This window comes from Pantoea sp. MBD-2R, from assembly GCF_039134845.1.
GTDB lineage: Bacteria > Pseudomonadota > Gammaproteobacteria > Enterobacterales > Enterobacteriaceae > Erwinia.
In genome coordinates, this window is the sequence record NZ_CP152417.1 from 826,937 (window position 1) to 844,758 (window position 17,822).

A 17,822-nucleotide genomic window follows, 5' to 3' on the forward strand; every position below is an offset into this window, starting at 1 on the left:
ATGCGTCGTGTGTTATCGGTATTACTGGAAAATGAATCCGGCGCTTTATCGCGCGTGGTGGGGCTTTTCTCACAGCGCGGTTACAACATTGAAAGCCTGACCGTTGCGCCAACTGATGACCCAACGTTGTCCCGCATGACTATCCAGACTGTCGGCGATGAAAAAGTGCTGGAGCAGATCGAAAAGCAGCTCCACAAGCTGGTAGACGTCCTGCGCGTTACCGAACTGGGCCAGGGTGCTTTTGTTGAAAGGGAAATCATGCTGGTTAAAATCCAGGCGACGGGATACGGCCGTGAAGAGGTTAAACGCAGCGCTGAGATCTTCCGCGGGCAAATCGTCGATGTGACACCTTCGCTTTATACGGTTCAGCTTGCCGGCAGTAGCGATAAGCTGGATGCGTTTCTGAGCACCGTGCGTGAGGTCGCTGAAATCGTAGAGGTTGCACGTTCAGGCATTGTTGGCGTGGCGCGTGGCGAACGTATTATGCGCTGATTTCTCCGCGTGATTATTCCGCTTTGCTTCTAACCCGGCGTAATGTCGGGTTTTTTTATTTTTGCCAGAAAGCTCCCGTGTACGATTAAAAGCGGTTGCGGGCTAAACTATTCTGCTGTTAGATGTAGTAGATTATCTTAACCTTAGCCGCGACGTGGCTATTATCTGCGCCGATCGGGTGCCTTAAGCGTGGGGTTATTGTGAAACTGGATGAAATTGCGCGCCTTGCTGGTGTATCGCGCACGACGGCCAGCTACGTGATTAATGGTAAAGCCAGGCAGTATCGTGTCAGCGAAAAAACCGTCGAGAAAGTGATGGCGGTGGTACGCGAGCATAATTACCATCCGAATGCGGTTGCTGCGGGGCTGCGCGCCGGGCGGACACGCTCCATCGGACTGGTTATTCCTGATTTGGAGAATACCAGCTATACGCGTATTGCTAATTATCTTGAACGGCAGGCGCGTCAGCGTGGCTATCAGTTGCTGATCGCCTGCTCGGAAGATCAGCCTGATAACGAAATGCGCTGCGTGGAGCACCTGCTGCAACGCAAGGTCGATGCGATTATTGTCTCGACCTCTCTGCCGCCGGAACACCCTTTCTATCAGCGCTGGATCAACGATCCCTTGCCGATTATCGCGCTTGACCGGGCGCTCGATCGTGAGCACTTTACCAGCGTCGTTGGGGCGGATCAGGATGATTCAGAAATGCTGGCCGCGGAGTTACGTAAACAGTCTGCTGAATCCATTCTCTTTATGGGTGCCTTACCCGAACTCTCGGTCAGCTTTTTACGAGAAATGGGCTTTCGTGAGGCATGGAAAGGCGACGAGCGGAAAATAGATTTCATCTATGCCAACAGTTTTGAGCGTACTGCCGCGGCGGCGTTGTTTGAAAACTGGCTGGAAAACAATGAAATGCCGGATGCGCTTTTTACCACATCCTTTGGTTTGTTGCAGGGGGTGATAGACGCCACCCTAAAGCGCGAAGGGCGTTTACCAAAGGATCTGGCCATCGCCACCTTTGGCGACCACGAGCTGTTGGATTTTCTCGATTGTCCTGTGCTTGCCGTAGGGCAGCGCCATCGTGACGTGGCTGAGCGGGTACTGGAACTGGTGCTGGCCAGCCTGGATGAGCCTCGCAAACCTAAGCCTGGCTTAACCCGCATTCGACGCAATCTTTACCGACGTGGCCGTTTAAGCCGCAAAATAGGGTAAAGGGCCCGTTAAAAAATCAGGCGGCATTCCCCTGTCTGATTTTTTAATGCTGGTTTTAATATCCGCCCGTTCTCTTGAATGGTTATAGCCTGAATGATTTTCAGGCGGTGAGAGCGTAAATAAAAGTAAAGACAAACCCGTTAACCCCTTTTCACTTTCTTAAACCCTCACCAATATTAAGCGGTTAACCCTCCCCGTTTCTCACCAGGCCAGACGTAGCGCGGACAGGGTAGGAAAATTTTAAGAAATACCTTAAAATGCAACCCGCGTCGCAAAGTTGATCAGACCGAATTTGCCGCTTTGAATTGGTATATTTTTGAACAATTTAAATTTGCAGCGGAAATTCCTTTCATTATTCATCAGTTTATTTTTCAAATTTCACCTAAAGCCTGTTCTTTTTCAACTTTTCAGCTATTTAACGCGAAAAGAAAACCTCCTCCGCAGCCCAGCAGCAGCTTGACAATGATTTCCTCCGCTCCGTAAACTCCTCCGGTGGGAAAATGTGGTGAAAAGTGGTGACTGGAGGGTGAGACTGGCATGTTCCGGGGAGCAACGTTAGTCAATCTCGACAGCAAGGGGCGGCTTGCCGTGCCAACGCGCTATCGCGAAACGCTGATCGGGGAATCCGCGGGGCAAATGGTTTGTACCATTGACCTCCACCAGCCATGCCTGCTGCTTTATACCTTGCCCGAATGGGAAATCATTGAACGCAAACTGGCTCGTTTATCCAGCATGAATCCGCAGGAACGCCGCGTACAGCGTCTGTTGCTCGGACATGCCAGTGAATGCCAGATGGATAATGCAGGGCGTCTGCTGATTGCGAATACGCTTCGTCAGCATGCGAACCTGGCCAAACAAGTGATGCTGGTTGGGCAGTTTAATAAATTTGAGCTGTGGGATGAACAGACCTGGTATCAACAAGTCAGGGAAGATATTGACGCGGAGCAGTCGACTCAGGAACCACTCTCTGAGCGTTTGCAGGACTTGTCGTTATAGCTATGCAGGAAAATTACAAACATACCACGGTGCTGTTGGACGAGGCCGTTAACGGTCTCAATATCAAATCTGACGGCATCTATATCGATGGCACCTTTGGACGCGGCGGGCATTCACGACTGATCCTCTCACAGCTGGGAGAACAGGGGCGCTTGTATGCTATTGACCGTGATCCACAAGCTATCGCCGCCGCCGCCGCTATCACCGATCCGCGCTTTACCATTATTCACGGCCCTTTTTCCGCGCTGGCTGAGTATGCCGAAGAACGCGGACTGACGGGACGTATCGATGGTATTTTGCTGGATCTTGGCGTTTCGTCACCGCAGCTGGATGATGCCGAGCGCGGTTTTTCATTTATGCGCGACGGACCGCTGGATATGCGCATGGATCCCACTAAAGGCCTGTCGGCCGCTGAATGGCTCTTGCAGGCAGAAGAAAGCGATATTGCTTTTGTGCTGAAAACCTTTGGTGAAGAGCGCTTTGCTAAACGTATTGCGCGCGCCATCGTTGAGCGCAACCGCGAGCAGCCGATGACGCGTACCAAAGAGCTGGCCGAGGTGATCTATGTCGCGACGCCAGTCAAAGACAAGTTTAAACATCCCGCGACGCGCAGCTTCCAGGCGATCCGTATTTGGGTCAATAGCGAGCTGGACGAGATTGAAAAAGCGCTGAAAGGCGCCCTCTCTGCGCTGGCACCCACGGGCCGTCTGTCCGTGATCAGCTTTCACTCTTTGGAAGATCGCATCGTGAAACGTTTTATGCGTGAACAAAGCCGTGGCCCACAGGTGCCCGCGGGGATCCCAATGACGGAAGCGCAGCTGAGCAAGCTTGGCGGCCGTCAGCTGAAAGCGCTGGGTAAAATGATGCCGGGTGAAGCGGAAGTGGCAGAGAATCCACGGGCGCGTAGCTCTGTATTACGTATTGCCGAGAGGACCGCATCTTGATTGGCAACGAGCGACACAGTTTACCGGCCGTTATTGCAGGCGATATTTTACGCCACGGCAAGTTGCCGATAATCCTGGCTGTCGCCGTGCTGATTTCTGCGGTGTTAGTTGTGACCACAGCGCATAAGACGCGCTTGCTCACGGCACAGCGCGAGCAGTTAGTGCTGGAGCGGGATGCGCTGGACATTGAATGGCGCAACCTGATCCTGGAAGAAAATGCCCTCGGCGATCACAGCCGGGTAGAGCGGACGGCAACGGAAAAACTGCAAATGCAGCATGTCGATCCTGCGCAGGAAAATATCGTGGTACAGCCATAAGAGACGGAATGAAAGCAACGCCTAAGTTAAAACGGCAGGAAGATCAGGCCAGCTTTGTCAGCTGGCGTTTTGCTTTGCTTTGCGGTTGCATCCTGCTCGCGCTGGGCGGTTTGCTGGCGCGTATGGCTTATTTACAGGTTATTAACCCGGATAAGCTGGTGCGGGAGGGCGACATGCGCTCTCTGCGTGTGCAGGCTGTTCCTACTTCACGCGGTTTGATCACCGATCGCGCCGGAAGGCCGTTGGCCGTCAGCGTGCCGGTCAACGCCATTTGGGCCGATCCCAAAGAGCTGCATGATAAAGGCGGCATTACGCTCGACAGCCGCTGGCAGGCACTTTCGGATGCGCTTTCTATTCCCCTCGATCAGCTGGCCGCCCGTGTGAATGCCAACCCGAAAGGACGCTTCGTCTATCTGGCGCGTCAGGTCAATCCTGCCATTGGCGACTACATCAAAAAGCTTAAGCTTCCTGGCATTTTCCTGCGTGAAGAGTCGCGTCGTTACTATCCGGCCGGCCAGGTCACTTCGCATCTGATTGGCTTCACCAATATCGATGGGCAGGGAATTGAAGGCGTTGAAAAAAGCTTCGATAAATGGCTGACTGGCCAGCCTGGCGAGCGTACGGTGCGTAAAGATCGTCACGGCCGCGTCATTGAGGATATCTCTTCCGTCGACAGCCGTGCCGCGCACAATCTGGCGCTGAGCATTGACGAACGGCTGCAGGCGCTGGTCTATCGTCAACTGAACAATGCCGTTGCCTTTAACAAAGCGGAATCCGGTACGGCCGTGCTGGTTGATGTCAACACGGGCGAAGTGCTCGCGATGGCTAACAGCCCGGCTTATAACCCGAACAACCTGACGGGAACCACTAAAGACGTGATGCGTAACCGCGCCATCACTGACATTTTCGAACCGGGTTCGACGGTGAAGCCGATGGTGGTGATGACCGCATTGCAGCGTGGCGTGGTGAAAGAAAACACCGTCCTGAATACCGTGCCTTATCGAATCAACGGCCATGAAATCAAAGACGTGGCGCGTTATAACGAACTGACCCTCACCGGGGTATTGCAGAAATCGAGTAACGTTGGCGTTTCCAAGCTGGCGTTAGCGATGCCGTCCTCAGCGTTAGTAGACACTTACGCGCGCTTTGGATTGGGAAAGGCGACCAATTTGGGACTGGTCGGAGAAAGCAGTGGCTTATATCCCCAAAAACAACGGTGGTCTGACATAGAGAGGGCCACCTTCTCTTTCGGCTATGGGCTAATGGTAACGCCGTTACAGTTAGCGCGAGTCTATGCCACGATCGGCAGCTATGGCGTTTATCGTCCGCTCTCGATCACCAAAGTTGATCCGCCAGTGGCGGGTCAACGTGTCTTCCCGGAAGAACTGGTTCGCACCGTCATGCACATGATGGAAAGCGTGGCGCTGCCTGGCGGCGGCGGCGTAAAAGCGGCCATCAAAGGTTATCGCATCGCCATTAAAACCGGTACCGCCAAAAAGGTCGGGCCGGACGGGCGCTATGTGAATAAATATATTGCTTACACCGCTGGCGTTGCGCCAGCGAGTCATCCTCGTTTTGCGCTGGTGGTGGTCATCAACGATCCCCAGGCTGGCAAATATTATGGCGGTGCGGTTTCCGCGCCGGTCTTCGGTGCCATCATGGGCGGGGTATTACGCACCATGAATATTGAACCTGATGCGCTACCGCCACCGGACAAAAACGAGTTGGTAGATAATAAGTGAGGGATCGAGTGACAGATCGTAACCTGCGCGACTTACTGGCGCCCTGGGTACCCGGCGCGCCTTCGCTGCCGCTTCGTGAGATGATTCTGGACAGCCGCCTTGCGGCATCCGGCGATCTGTTTGTGGCGATAAAAGGCTTTGCTGCAGATGGTCGTCGTTTTATTCCACAGGCTATTGCTCAGGGCGTATCGGCGATCATCGCTGAAGCCGAGGGCGAAGCGGAAGATGGCGAGATCAAAGCCATGCATGGCGTGCCGGTGATTTACCTGGCACAGCTTTCCCAGCGCCTTTCTGCGCTGGCTGGCCGTTTTTACGATCAGCCCGGCGAGAAGCTGCGTCTGATTGGCGTGACCGGCACCAATGGCAAAACCACCACCACTCAGCTGCTGGCCCAGTGGGGACAGCTGCTGGGCGAGACTGGTGCGGTGATGGGGACCGTAGGCAATGGCCTGTATGGTCATCTCACGCCGGCGGAAAACACCACGGGTTCGGCGGTTGAGGTGCAGCATACCCTGAATTCGCTGGTTTCAGCGGGCGCTACGCTGGCGGCGATGGAAGTTTCTTCCCATGGACTGGTGCAGCACCGCGTTGCCGCACTGCCGTTCGCCGCTGCGGCGTTTACCAATTTGAGCCGCGATCATCTTGATTACCATGGCGATATGGTGAGCTATGAGTCCGCAAAATGGCTGCTGTTTGCTGAACATACAGTTGGACAGTCGATCATTAATGCGGACGATGAAACCGGTCGTCGCTGGCTGAAAAAGCTGCCGGATGCGGTGGCCGTCACCATGGAGAACAACCTGGAGCCGGGCTGCCATGGCCGCTGGCTGCAAGCCACGCAGGTCAGTTATCACGATAACGGCGCGTCGATTCGTTTCGACTCCAGCTGGGGCGGGGGTGAGATCGAAAGCCGCCTGATGGGCGCTTTTAACGTGAGTAACTTACTGATTGCACTGGGTACGCTGCTGTCGCTGGGCTACCCGCTGGCTGAACTCATTGCAACGGGTCATCAGCTACAGCCGGTGACCGGCAGAATGGAAGTCTTCACGGCGCCAGGCAAACCGACGGTTGTGGTGGACTACGCACATACGCCGGACGCGCTGGAAAAAGCGTTGGAAGCGGCCCGGCTTCATTGCCAGGGCACGCTATGGTGCGTCTTTGGCTGCGGCGGCGATCGTGATAAAGGCAAGCGGCCGCTAATGGGCGCGATTGCCGAGCAGTTCTCCGACGTAGTAGTGATTACTGATGACAATCCCCGGAGCGAAGATCCCGCTGCGATCGTCGCTGATATCCTTACTGGCTTACTCGATCCGGGTCGCGCTCGCGTCGTATCCGGCAGAGCGGAGGCGGTAACTAATACCGTCATGCAGGCGAAAGAAGGCGACATTGTGCTGGTGGCAGGCAAAGGCCACGAAGATTACCAGATCGTTGGCAATCGTCGTCTGGACTACTCCGACCGCGACACCGTCGCTCGTTTATTGGGAGTGATGGCATGATAGCTCTTTCTTTGCAACAGCTGGCCGAGCTAACGGGCGGCAAACTTTTTGGTAGCGACCTGACGTTTGCTGACGTCACTACCGACACGCGTAAAGTAAGCGCTGGCTGCTTGTTTATCGCGCTGAAAGGCGAGCGTTTCGACGCGCACGACCTGGTTGGCGATGCCATTGCCGCCGGTTCGGCAGCTCTATTGGTAAGTAAGCACTTACCCGTTGCTGTGCCGCAGGTCGTTGTTACTGACACTCGTATTGCGCTGGGCCAGCTCGCTGGCTGGGTTCGGCAACAATCGACGGCTCGCGTCGTTGCGCTGACCGGTTCTTCCGGTAAAACCTCGGTAAAAGAGATGACGGCAGCCATTCTGCGTCAGTGTGGTGAAACGCTCTATACCGCAGGCAACCTGAACAATGATATCGGCGTGCCGCTGACGCTGCTGCGCCTGACGGCTAAGCATCAGTATGCGGTTATCGAACTGGGCGCGAACCACCAGGGCGAAATTGCTTACACCACTGAGATCGCCCGACCTGAAACGGCGCTGGTGAATAACCTGGCCGCCGCGCATCTGGAAGGGTTTGGATCGCTGGCAGGCGTGGCAAAAGCCAAAGGCGAGATTTTTCAGGGGCTACCGCTGAACGGTACCGCCATTCTGAATGCCGACAGCAACGACTGGCCGCACTGGCAGCAAACGCTGCACGGTAAAAAAGTCTGGCGTTTTTCGCCTCAGCCACAGGCCGAAAGCGATTTCTCCGCTACCGATATTCAGATTACCAGCACGGGTACGCATTTCGCGATGACCACCCCTGCGGGCACCATCCCGGTTCAGCTGCCGCTGCCTGGCCGCCACAATATTGCCAACGCGCTGGCCGCCGCCGCGCTGGCGTTGTCGGTAGATGCGCCGCTTAGCGCCATCCAGCAGGGACTGGCCACGCTGACCGCCGTTCCCGGACGTCTTTTCCCGATTCTGCTCGCTCAGGACAAATTACTGCTTGATGACAGCTACAACGCCAACGTGGGTTCAATGACCGCTGCCGCTCAGGTTCTGGCAGAAATGCCCGGCTATCGCGTGATGGTTGTCGGTGATATGGCTGAACTGGGCGACGAAGCGCAGGAGTGCCACCGCGAGGTGGGCGAAGCGGCTCGCCTGGCAGGGATCGATAAAGTGCTGAGCGTCGGCTCACTGAGCAAAATCATCAGCGATGCCAGCGGGACGGGCGAACACTTTACTGACAAGGCCGCTGTCACTGCGCGTCTGAAAGCGCTGCTAAATGAGCAGCCGGTTATTACCGTTTTAATCAAAGGTTCACGTAGTGCCGCCATGGAGCAGGTAGTACAGAGCTTACAGGAGAAAGGAACATGTTAGTCTGGCTGGCCGAACACCTGGTCACTTTTTATTCGGGCTTTAACGTCTTTTCTTATCTGACGTTCCGCGCCATTGTCAGCCTGCTGACGGCGCTGTTTATCTCGCTGTGGATGGGGCCGCGTATGATTGCCCGCCTGCAGGAAATGTCTTTTGGTCAGGTTGTGCGTAACGATGGCCCGGAGTCGCACTTCAGCAAGCGCGGGACGCCGACGATGGGCGGGATAATGATCCTGTTTTCCATCACGGTCTCCGTGCTGATGTGGGCTTATCCGACCAACCCTTATGTCTGGTGCGTATTGGTGGTGCTGGTGGGCTTTGGCATCATCGGCTTCGTCGATGATTATCGCAAAGTGGTGCGTAAAGATACCAAAGGCCTGATCGCCCGCTGGAAGTATTTCTGGATGTCGGTGATCTCGCTGGGCGTTGCCTTTGCCTTATACATTGCCGGCAAAGGGACACCTGCCACCGAGCTGGTGGTGCCGTTCTTTAAAGACGTTATGCCACAGCTGGGTCTGTTCTACGTCGTGCTCGCTTACTTTGTGATTGTGGGAACCGGCAACGCCGTGAACCTGACCGATGGTCTGGACGGGCTGGCGATTATGCCTACGGTGTTTGTCGCGGCCGGTTTTGCACTGGTTGCCTGGGCAACCGGTAACGTTAAGTTTGCTGAATACCTGCATATTCCTTATCTGCGCCACGCTGGCGAACTGGTCATTGTCTGCACCGCGATTGTCGGCGCTGGGCTGGGTTTCTTATGGTTCAACACCTATCCGGCGCAGGTGTTTATGGGCGATGTCGGATCGCTGGCGCTGGGCGGCGCGCTGGGTACGATTGCCGTACTGCTGCGACAGGAATTTTTGCTGGTGATTATGGGCGGCGTATTTGTGGTGGAAACCCTGTCGGTGATCCTACAGGTCGGCTCCTTTAAGCTGCGCGGTCAGCGCATCTTCCGCATGGCGCCTATCCATCACCATTACGAACTGAAAGGCTGGCCGGAACCACGCGTCATCGTGCGCTTCTGGATTATTTCACTGATGCTGGTGCTGATTGGCCTGGCAACGTTGAAGGTACGGTGATGAAGGTTAACTACCAGGGCAAAAAAGTTGTCATTATCGGGCTGGGCCTGACTGGCCTTTCCTGCGTTGATTTCTTTCTGGCGCGTGGCGTAACGCCGCGCGTGATGGATACCCGCATCGCGCCGCCAGGCCTGGACAAGCTGGCGGAAAACGTTGAGCGCTGGTTAGGTTCGCTGAATGACAGCTGGCTGCTGGATGCTGACCTAATCGTCGCCAGTCCCGGCATGGCACTCAGCCATTTGTCGCTGATGGAAGCCGCTGAAGCCGGCGTGGAAATTGTTGGCGACATTGAGCTTTTCTGTCGTGAAGCACAGGCGCCGATTGTCGCCATCACCGGTTCGAACGGCAAAAGCACCGTTACTACGTTAGTCGGTGAGATGGCAAAAGCCGCAGGCTGGCAGGTTGGCGTAGGCGGCAATATTGGTTTGCCCGCCCTGATGCTGCTGGACAAGCCCGCCCAGCTCTACGTGCTGGAGCTGTCCAGCTTTCAGCTGGAGACCACCAGCAGCCTGAAAGCGGCGGCTGCGACCATTCTCAACGTCACTGAAGATCATATGGATCGTTATCCATTGGGTATGCAGCAGTATCGCGCAGCTAAACTGCGCGTTTACGAACAGGCTGGAGTCTGTGTCGTCAATGCTGATGATGCGATGACCATGCCGGTTCGCGGTGCGGATAAGCGCTGCATCAGTTTTGGCGTAGACGTCGGTGATTATCACCTCAACCGCCAGCAGGGCAGCGTCTGGCTACGTGTAAAAGGCGAGAAAGTTTTAAACACCGACGAAATGATGCTGGTTGGCCAGCACAACTATACCAACGCGCTGGCGGCGCTTGCGCTGGCTGATGCCGTTGGCCTGCCACGCAGCAGCAGCCTGAAAGCGCTGACAACGTTTACCGGGCTGGCACACCGTTTCCAGCTGGCTTATGAACACAATGGCGTGCGCTGGATCAATGATTCTAAAGCGACCAACGTCGGCAGTACTGAAGCGGCGCTCAACGGTTTGCAGGTTAAGGGAACGCTTTGGCTGCTATTAGGCGGTGATGGAAAATCGGCGGACTTCAGTTCGCTGGCGAGCTATCTGCAAGGCGACAAGGTACGGATTTACTGCTTTGGCCGCGATGCTGCAGGTCTGGCTGCGCTGCGTCCTGAAATTGCGGTGCAAACGGAAACGCTGGCTGAAGCGATGAAGCAAATTGCGGTTCAGGTACAGCCAGGCGATATGGTGCTGCTGTCACCAGCCTGCGCCAGCCTCGATCAGTTCAGAAATTTTGAGCAGCGCGGTGACGCCTTTACTCAACTGGCGAAGGAGCTTGGCTGATGCGTATTCCTGGTTTAAGCATTGCCAGCTGGCTTTCTGAACGCCTGAAAGAGTGGGTGATGGGCGCACGTGAAAGCGATGCCAGCTCAATGGTGCTTTATGACCGCACGCTGCTCTGGCTGACCATCGGTCTTGCCATCATCGGTTTTGTCATGGTGACGTCGGCATCCATGCCGGTGGGCCAGCGTTTATCGGACGACCCCTTCTTCTTTGCCAAGCGTGATGCGTTTTATCTGGTGCTCGCCTTCGGGATGGGGCTGGTAACGCTGCGTGTCCCCATGGACTTCTGGCAGCGCTACAGCAACATCATGCTGCTGGTGACGGTGGTGATGCTGCTGATCGTTCTGGTGGTCGGCAGCTCGGTCAACGGTGCGTCGCGCTGGATCGCGCTGGGGCCGCTACGTATACAGCCTGCGGAGCTGTCCAAGCTGTCGCTGTTTTGCTATCTGGCCAGCTACCTGGTGCGCAAAGTTGACGAGGTCCGAAACAATTTTTGGGGCTTCTGTAAGCCAATGGGCGTGATGGTTGTCCTGGCGGTACTGCTGCTGGCACAGCCCGATCTTGGTACGGTGGTTGTGCTGTTCGTGACGACGCTGGCGATGCTGTTCCTGGCGGGTGCCAAGCTGTGGCAATTTCTGGCAATCATCGGCTCCGGTATTTTTGCCGTATGCCTGCTGATTATTGCTGAACCCTATCGTATGCGCCGCGTCACCTCCTTCTGGAATCCGTGGGAAGATCCGTTTGGCAGCGGTTATCAGCTGACCCAATCTCTGATGGCCTTTGGACGCGGGGAGTTTTGGGGGCAGGGCTTAGGCAATTCGGTACAAAAGCTGGAGTATTTACCGGAGGCGCATACCGATTTTATCTTCTCCATTATTGGAGAAGAACTGGGTTATATCGGTGTGGTTCTGGCGCTGTTAATGGTATTCTTCGTCGCTTTTCGCGCGATGTCCATTGGCCGTCGTGCGCTGGAGCTTGACCAGCGGTTTGCCGGTTTCCTCGGCTGCTCAATTGGCGTCTGGTTCAGCTTCCAGGCACTGGTAAACGTCGGTGCTGCGGCAGGCATGCTGCCCACCAAAGGCCTGACGTTGCCGCTGATCAGCTACGGTGGTTCCAGTTTGATTATTATGTCGACCGCCATCGTATTTTTGTTACGTATTGATTATGAGACGCGTCTGGCAAAAGCTCAGGCGTTTACGCGAGGTAGTCGATGAAAGGGAAGCGACTGATGGTCATGGCTGGCGGCACCGGGGGACACGTTTTCCCTGGCCTGGCCGTTGCACACCATCTGATAGCGCAGGGCTGGGAAGTGCGCTGGCTCGGCACGGCGGACCGTATGGAAGCCGACCTGGTACCGAAACACGGTATCGACATCGATTTTATTTGCATTAGCGGCTTACGCGGCAAAGGTCTGAAGGCACTGATTGCTGCACCGCTGCGTATTTTTACCGCCGTGCGTCAGGCTCGCGCCATCATGAAAGCCTACAGGCCTGATGTGGTGCTGGGCATGGGCGGTTATGTTTCCGGGCCTGGTGGCTTAGCGGCCTGGAGCTGTGGCATCCCGGTAGTGCTGCATGAGCAAAACGGTATTGCCGGTCTGACCAACAAATGGCTGGCAAAGATCGCGAAAAAAGTGATGCAGGCTTTCCCCGGTGCGTTCCCAAAGGCAGAAGTGGTGGGCAATCCGGTGAGAACCGACGTGCTGGCGCTACCACTGCCGGAAGCGCGTATGGCGAATCGCACGGGGCCTGTACGTGTGCTGGTTATTGGCGGCTCTCAGGGCGCGCGCATTTTGAATCAAACCATGCCGCAGGTAGCCGCAAAGCTTGGCGACAAGATTACGCTCTGGCACCAGGTGGGTAAGGGCGCGCTGGATAGCGTTAACAGCGCCTACCAGCAGGTTGAACAAACCGGACATAACGTCACCGAGTTTATTGATGATATGGCCGCAGCCTATGCATGGGCAGACGTGATCGTATGCCGTTCCGGCGCGCTGACCGTTAGTGAAGTCGCCGCCGCAGGTTTACCCGCCATCTTTGTACCGTTCCAGCATAAAGATCGCCAACAGTATTGGAACGCGCTGCCGCTGGAAAAAGCGGGCGCGGCAAAAATTTATGAGCAGCCGCAGTTCTCTGCGGACACAGTGGCGCAAACGCTGGCGGCCTGGGATCGGGCTACCTTATTGCAGATGGCCCACAAAGCGCGTGCGGTAGCGGTTCCTGATGCGACCGAGCGTGTGGCGGCAGAAGTCTGTAAAGCGGCGTTATAAACAGAATTTCGTGGGGCGAGATGACTCGCCCGGAACCAGGTGCGACAACGCACCGACAGGCAGAAAAGATGAATACACAACAACTGGCAAAACTGCGTTCTATCGTGCCCGAGATGCGTCGCGTCCGGCACATTCACTTTGTCGGCATCGGTGGTGCTGGCATGGGCGGTATTGCCGAAGTGTTGGCCAATGAAGGCTATGAAATCAGCGGTTCAGATCTGGCACCCAATGCGGTGACACAGCATCTGAGCGGCCTTGGTGCCACCATCTATTTTAACCATCGTCCTGAGAACGTCAGTGACGCCAGCGTTGTGGTTGTCTCCACGGCCGTTTCGCAGGATAACCCGGAGCTTGTTGCGGCGCGTGAAGCCCGTATACCGGTCATTCGCCGTGCTGAGATGCTGGCCGAGCTGATGCGTTTCCGCCACGGTATCGCCGTTGCCGGGACGCACGGTAAAACCACCACCACGGCGATGGTCTCCAGCATTTATGCTGAAGGCGGCCTCGATCCAACGTTCGTAAACGGTGGGCTGGTGAAAGCCGCAGGCACCCATGCGCGTCTGGGCAGCAGCCGTTATCTGATTGCCGAAGCGGATGAAAGCGACGCCTCGTTTTTGCATCTGCAACCGATGGTGGCGATTGTCACCAATATCGAAGCCGACCACATGGATACCTACCAGGGCGACTTTGAAAATCTGAAGCAGACCTTTATCAACTTCCTGCACAACCTGCCGTTTTATGGCCGCGCGGTAATGTGCGTTGATGATGCTGTGATTCGGGAACTGATCCCGCGTGTTGGACGTCAGATAACCACCTATGGTTTTAGTGAAGATGCCGACGTTCGCATTGAGCATTATGAACAGCATGGTGCGCAGGGGCATTTCACCCTGGCCCGCCATGATAAGCCGCTGATGCGCGTCACGCTCAATGCGCCAGGTCGCCATAACGCGCTTAACGCAGCGGCCGCCGTGGCCGTGGCGACGGAAGAAGGCATTGAGGATGAAGAGATCCTCAGCGCGCTGGAAAGTTTCCAGGGAACGGGCCGTCGTTTTGATTTCCTGGGCGAATATCCGTTGCAGGAAGTTAACGGCGTAGCGGGGACAGCGATGCTGGTTGATGACTATGGACATCACCCAACCGAAGTTGATGCAACGATTAAAGCGGCTCGCGCGGGCTGGCCGGATAAGCAGCTGGTGATGATTTTTCAGCCACACCGCTACACGCGCACCCGCGATCTTTATGACGATTTTGCTAACGTGTTGTCACAGGTAGATGTGTTGCTGATGCTGGACGTCTATTCCGCGGGTGAAACGCCCATTCCAGGGGCCGACAGCCGTTCGTTATGTCGCACCATCCGCGGCCGTGGCAAAGTCGATCCTATCCTGGTTTCAGATCACGATGCGGTGCTGGAAATGCTGGCACCAAAACTGACAGGCAACGATTTAATCCTCGTGCAGGGCGCGGGGAATGTTGGGCGCATTGCGCGCAAGCTGGCCGATCAAAAGTTACAACCGCAGACAAAAGAAGGAGTTCATCATGGCTGAGAAAGTAGCGGTATTGCTGGGTGGCACTTCTGCTGAACGCGAAGTGTCGCTGATGTCAGGTAAAGCGGTGCTGGCCGGGCTGATCGAAGCCGGTATTGATGCTCATCCTGTTGATATCCGGGACTTCCCGGTAATGCGCCTGAAAGAAGAAGGCTTTGATAAAGCCTTTATCGCACTGCACGGTCGTGGCGGGGAAGACGGCACGCTTCAGGGCGTACTGGAGTTCCTGTCGGTGCCTTACACCGGTAGCGGCGTAATGGCGTCTGCGATCACCATGGACAAGCTACGTACCAAATGCCTGTGGCAGGGTTGCGGCTTGCCGGTATCGCCTTACGTTGCCATCACGCGTAAAGAAATGGATGCCGGTCTGAGTGATGACATTCGCGCTCGTATTGCGGCACTGGGCTTACCCGTTTTCGTCAAGCCAAGTTGTGAAGGCTCCAGCGTAGGCATCTCCCGTGTCAATGAAGCCAGCACGCTTCAGGCTGCACTGGTTGAAGCGTTTCGCCATGACGACGAAGTTCTGGTTGAAGCATTTTTGAGCGGCCCGGAATATACCGTAGCGGTAATTGGCGACGATATACTACCTTCTATACGTATTCAGGTCGTTTCTGAGTTCTATGACTATGAAGCAAAATACTTTTCTGACGATACTGAATACTTCTGTCCAAGCGGTTTATCGGCTGAACAGGAAGCTGAACTGCGTGAAATCGTGCTGAAAGCCTGGCGTTCGCTTGGCTGTAGCGGATGGGGGCGTGTTGATTTGATGATGGGCGGTGACGGGCAGTTTTATCTGCTGGAAGTGAATACGTCGCCAGGGATGACCAGCCACAGCCTGGTGCCGATGGCGGCTAAACAAGCCGGAATGAGCTTCTCCCAGCTGGTAGCGCGCATTCTGGAGCTGGCCGACTGATATGTCCCAGGCCGCTCTGAATGTCCGAAATCGTGAAGCGCAGGAAAAAGTGCGCACTGGCACCGGCCGCAGCAATGGTTCGCGGCTGGCAGGCATTCTCTTTCTGCTCATAGTGCTTGGCGTGATGTCTGCGGGTGGTTTCGTAATTGTGAAGTGGATGAATGACGCTTCCCGGCTACCGCTGTCAAGGCTGGTGGTGACAGGGCAAATGCACTACACCACCAACGATGATATTCGTCAGGCTATTTTGTCGCTGGGCGCACCGGGAACGTTTATGTCGCAGGACGTAGACGTTATCCAGCAGCAGATAGAACGCCTGCCGTGGATCCAGCAGGTCAGCGTGCGTAAGCAATGGCCGGATGAATTAAAGATTCATCTGGTTGAATATGTTCCGGTTGCCCGGTGGAATGATCTGCATATGGTTGATGCCAGTGGAAAATCATTCAGCGTACCGGCTAACCATATGGGCAAAGCGTCAATGCCGATGCTCTATGGCCCTGAAGGAAGCGAATCTGAGGTGCTGGCAGGTTTTCACCAGATGAGCGACATGCTGGCCGCCAGTAAATTTAAGTTGAAAGCCGCGTCAATGACCGCAAGACGGTCCTGGCAGCTGGTGTTGGACGATGATGAGCGTCTGGAATTAGGACGCAATGAAGATATGAAGCGACTAAAACGCTTCATCCAGCTTTATCCAACGCTGCAACAGCAGGCGCAGACGGAAAATAAGCGTATCAGTTATGTGGACCTGCGATATGACTCTGGCGCGGCAGTAGGCTGGGCGCCGCCACTCATTCCGACCACTGACGGTAATAAGCAACAGAATCAGGCACAGGTTAAACAACAATGATCAAGGCGACGGACAGAAAACTGGTAGTTGGACTCGAAATCGGCACCGCTAAGGTCGCTGCTTTGGTAGGGGAAATTCTGCCCGATGGCATGGTCAACATCATCGGGGTGGGCAGCTGTCCTTCGCGCGGTATGGATAAAGGCGGCGTAAACGACCTGGAATCCGTCGTAAAGTGCGTACAGCGCGCGATTGACCAGGCAGAACTGATGGCGGATTGCCAGATTTCATCCGTTTACCTTGCATTATCAGGCAAACATATCAGTTGCCAGAACGAAATAGGGATGGTTCCTATTTCGGAAGAAGAAGTGACACAGGAAGATGTGGAAAATGTGGTGCATACCGCTAAATCCGTCCGTGTTCGTGATGAACACCGCATTCTGCACGTTATTCCGCAAGAGTACGCGATTGATTATCAGGAAGGGATCAAAAATCCGGTAGGGTTATCCGGTGTGCGCATGCAGGCGAAAGTGCATTTGATTACCTGCCATAACGATATGGCAAAAAACATCGTAAAAGCCGTTGAACGATGCGGCCTGAAAGTTGACCAACTGATCTTTGCCGGTCTGGCCGCCAGTTTTGCCGTACTGACCGAAGATGAACGTGAGCTGGGCGTTTGCGTCGTGGACGTCGGTGGCGGCACAATGGATATCGCGGTTTATACTGGCGGCGCATTGCGTCACACTAAGGTTATTCCGTATGCGGGTAACGTGGTCACCAGCGATATCGCTTATGCGTTCGGGACGCCGCCAACGGATGCCGAAGCCATTAAAGTGCGTCATGGCTGCGCTTTAGGCTCGATTGTTGGTAAAGACGAAAACGTCGAGGTACCGAGCGTTGGCGGCCGTCCGCCAAGAAGTTTACAGCGTCAGACGCTGGCCGAAGTGATTGAGCCGCGTTACACCGAGCTGCTAAACCTGGTTAACGACGAAATCCTGCAGCTGCAGGAACAGCTGCGCCAGCAGGGTGTGAAGCACCACCTTGCCGCTGGCATTGTCCTGACGGGCGGCGCGGCACAGATTGAAGGTCTGGCGGCCTGCGCCCAGCGTGTGTTCCACACGCAGGTACGCATTGGGCAGCCGCTGAACATTACCGGATTAACGGATTATGCGCAGGAGCCGTATTACTCAACGGCGGTTGGCCTGCTGCATTACGGAAAAGAGTCTCATCTTAACGGTGAGGCGGATGTCGAAAAAAGAGCCTCAGTGGGTAACTGGTTCAAACGAATCAACAGCTGGCTGAGAAAAGAGTTTTAATTTTGAGAAAAGGAGATCATGCTAGGCTTATTTATGATCTCCAGG

15 protein-coding genes and 1 pseudogene are annotated in these 17,822 nt (G+C 55.3%); all 16 read left to right on the top strand.

Annotation, left to right across the window (positions count from 1 at the left end; translation table 11 throughout):
- The 16 genes and pseudogenes from ilvN (at position 1) to ftsA (ending at position 17,777) form a co-directional block, all read left to right on the top strand.
- Complete coding sequence (ilvN, locus tag AAGQ96_RS03730; protein WP_147195182.1) at positions 1-492, top strand: acetolactate synthase small subunit; 492 nt, start codon at positions 1-3, stop codon at positions 490-492.
- Positions 493-692: 200 nt separating this feature from the next.
- Positions 693-1,703: a catabolite repressor/activator gene (gene cra / locus AAGQ96_RS03735; protein WP_147195184.1), complete on the top strand. Its 1,011-nt coding sequence runs from the start codon at positions 693-695 to the stop codon at positions 1,701-1,703.
- A gap of 537 nt (positions 1,704-2,240) precedes the next feature.
- The gene (gene mraZ / locus AAGQ96_RS03740; protein WP_147195188.1) at positions 2,241-2,699 is read left to right on the top strand and encodes a division/cell wall cluster transcriptional repressor MraZ; all 459 of its coding nucleotides are present in this window, start codon (positions 2,241-2,243) and stop codon (positions 2,697-2,699) included.
- Positions 2,700-2,701: 2 nt separating this feature from the next.
- Positions 2,702-3,643: a 16S rRNA (cytosine(1402)-N(4))-methyltransferase RsmH gene (rsmH, locus tag AAGQ96_RS03745; protein ID WP_342754884.1), complete on the top strand. Its 942-nt coding sequence runs from the start codon at positions 2,702-2,704 to the stop codon at positions 3,641-3,643.
- Positions 3,640-3,960 carry a cell division protein FtsL gene (gene ftsL / locus AAGQ96_RS03750; protein ID WP_147195194.1) on the top strand — a complete coding sequence of 107 codons (321 nt, stop codon included), beginning with the start codon at positions 3,640-3,642 and terminating at the stop codon, positions 3,958-3,960. Before rsmH ends, ftsL begins: the two co-directional genes overlap by 4 nt.
- Positions 3,961-3,968: 8 nt before the next feature.
- A pseudogene (locus AAGQ96_RS03755) lies at positions 3,969-5,724 on the top strand (peptidoglycan glycosyltransferase FtsI).
- Positions 5,711-7,198, top strand: a complete 1,488-nt coding sequence (murE, locus tag AAGQ96_RS03760; RefSeq protein WP_147195199.1) for a UDP-N-acetylmuramoyl-L-alanyl-D-glutamate--2,6-diaminopimelate ligase — start codon at positions 5,711-5,713, stop codon at positions 7,196-7,198. Before AAGQ96_RS03755 ends, murE begins: the two are co-directional and overlap by 14 nt.
- On the top strand, positions 7,195-8,556 hold the full coding sequence (gene murF, locus AAGQ96_RS03765) for a UDP-N-acetylmuramoyl-tripeptide--D-alanyl-D-alanine ligase (protein WP_147195203.1): 1,362 nt from the start codon (positions 7,195-7,197) through the stop codon (positions 8,554-8,556). Before murE ends, murF begins: the two co-directional genes overlap by 4 nt.
- Complete coding sequence (gene mraY / locus AAGQ96_RS03770; RefSeq protein ID WP_147195205.1) at positions 8,550-9,632, top strand: phospho-N-acetylmuramoyl-pentapeptide-transferase; 1,083 nt, start codon at positions 8,550-8,552, stop codon at positions 9,630-9,632. The genes murF and mraY overlap by 7 nt, the downstream gene beginning before the upstream one ends.
- On the top strand, positions 9,632-10,951 hold the full coding sequence (gene murD / locus AAGQ96_RS03775; protein WP_342754885.1) for a UDP-N-acetylmuramoyl-L-alanine--D-glutamate ligase: 1,320 nt from the start codon (positions 9,632-9,634) through the stop codon (positions 10,949-10,951). The genes mraY and murD overlap by 1 nt, the downstream gene beginning before the upstream one ends.
- Positions 10,951-12,165, top strand: a complete 1,215-nt coding sequence (ftsW, locus tag AAGQ96_RS03780; protein WP_147195209.1) for a cell division protein FtsW — start codon at positions 10,951-10,953, stop codon at positions 12,163-12,165. Before murD ends, ftsW begins: the two co-directional genes overlap by 1 nt.
- Complete coding sequence (murG, locus tag AAGQ96_RS03785) at positions 12,162-13,220, top strand: undecaprenyldiphospho-muramoylpentapeptide beta-N-acetylglucosaminyltransferase (protein WP_342754886.1); 1,059 nt, start codon at positions 12,162-12,164, stop codon at positions 13,218-13,220. The genes ftsW and murG overlap by 4 nt, the downstream gene beginning before the upstream one ends.
- A gap of 68 nt (positions 13,221-13,288) precedes the next feature.
- On the top strand, positions 13,289-14,764 hold the full coding sequence (gene murC / locus AAGQ96_RS03790) for a UDP-N-acetylmuramate--L-alanine ligase (RefSeq protein WP_147195213.1): 1,476 nt from the start codon (positions 13,289-13,291) through the stop codon (positions 14,762-14,764).
- Entirely contained in the window at positions 14,757-15,677 is a 921-nt protein-coding gene (locus tag AAGQ96_RS03795) for a D-alanine--D-alanine ligase (protein ID WP_342754887.1), read from the top strand. Before murC ends, AAGQ96_RS03795 begins: the two co-directional genes overlap by 8 nt.
- Before the next feature lies 1 nt (position 15,678).
- On the top strand, positions 15,679-16,524 hold the full coding sequence (gene ftsQ, locus AAGQ96_RS03800; RefSeq protein ID WP_147195217.1) for a cell division protein FtsQ: 846 nt from the start codon (positions 15,679-15,681) through the stop codon (positions 16,522-16,524).
- Entirely contained in the window at positions 16,521-17,777 is a 1,257-nt protein-coding gene (ftsA, locus tag AAGQ96_RS03805; RefSeq protein ID WP_147195218.1) for a cell division protein FtsA, read from the top strand. The genes ftsQ and ftsA overlap by 4 nt, the downstream gene beginning before the upstream one ends.
- Positions 17,778-17,822: the final 45 nt, after the last annotated feature.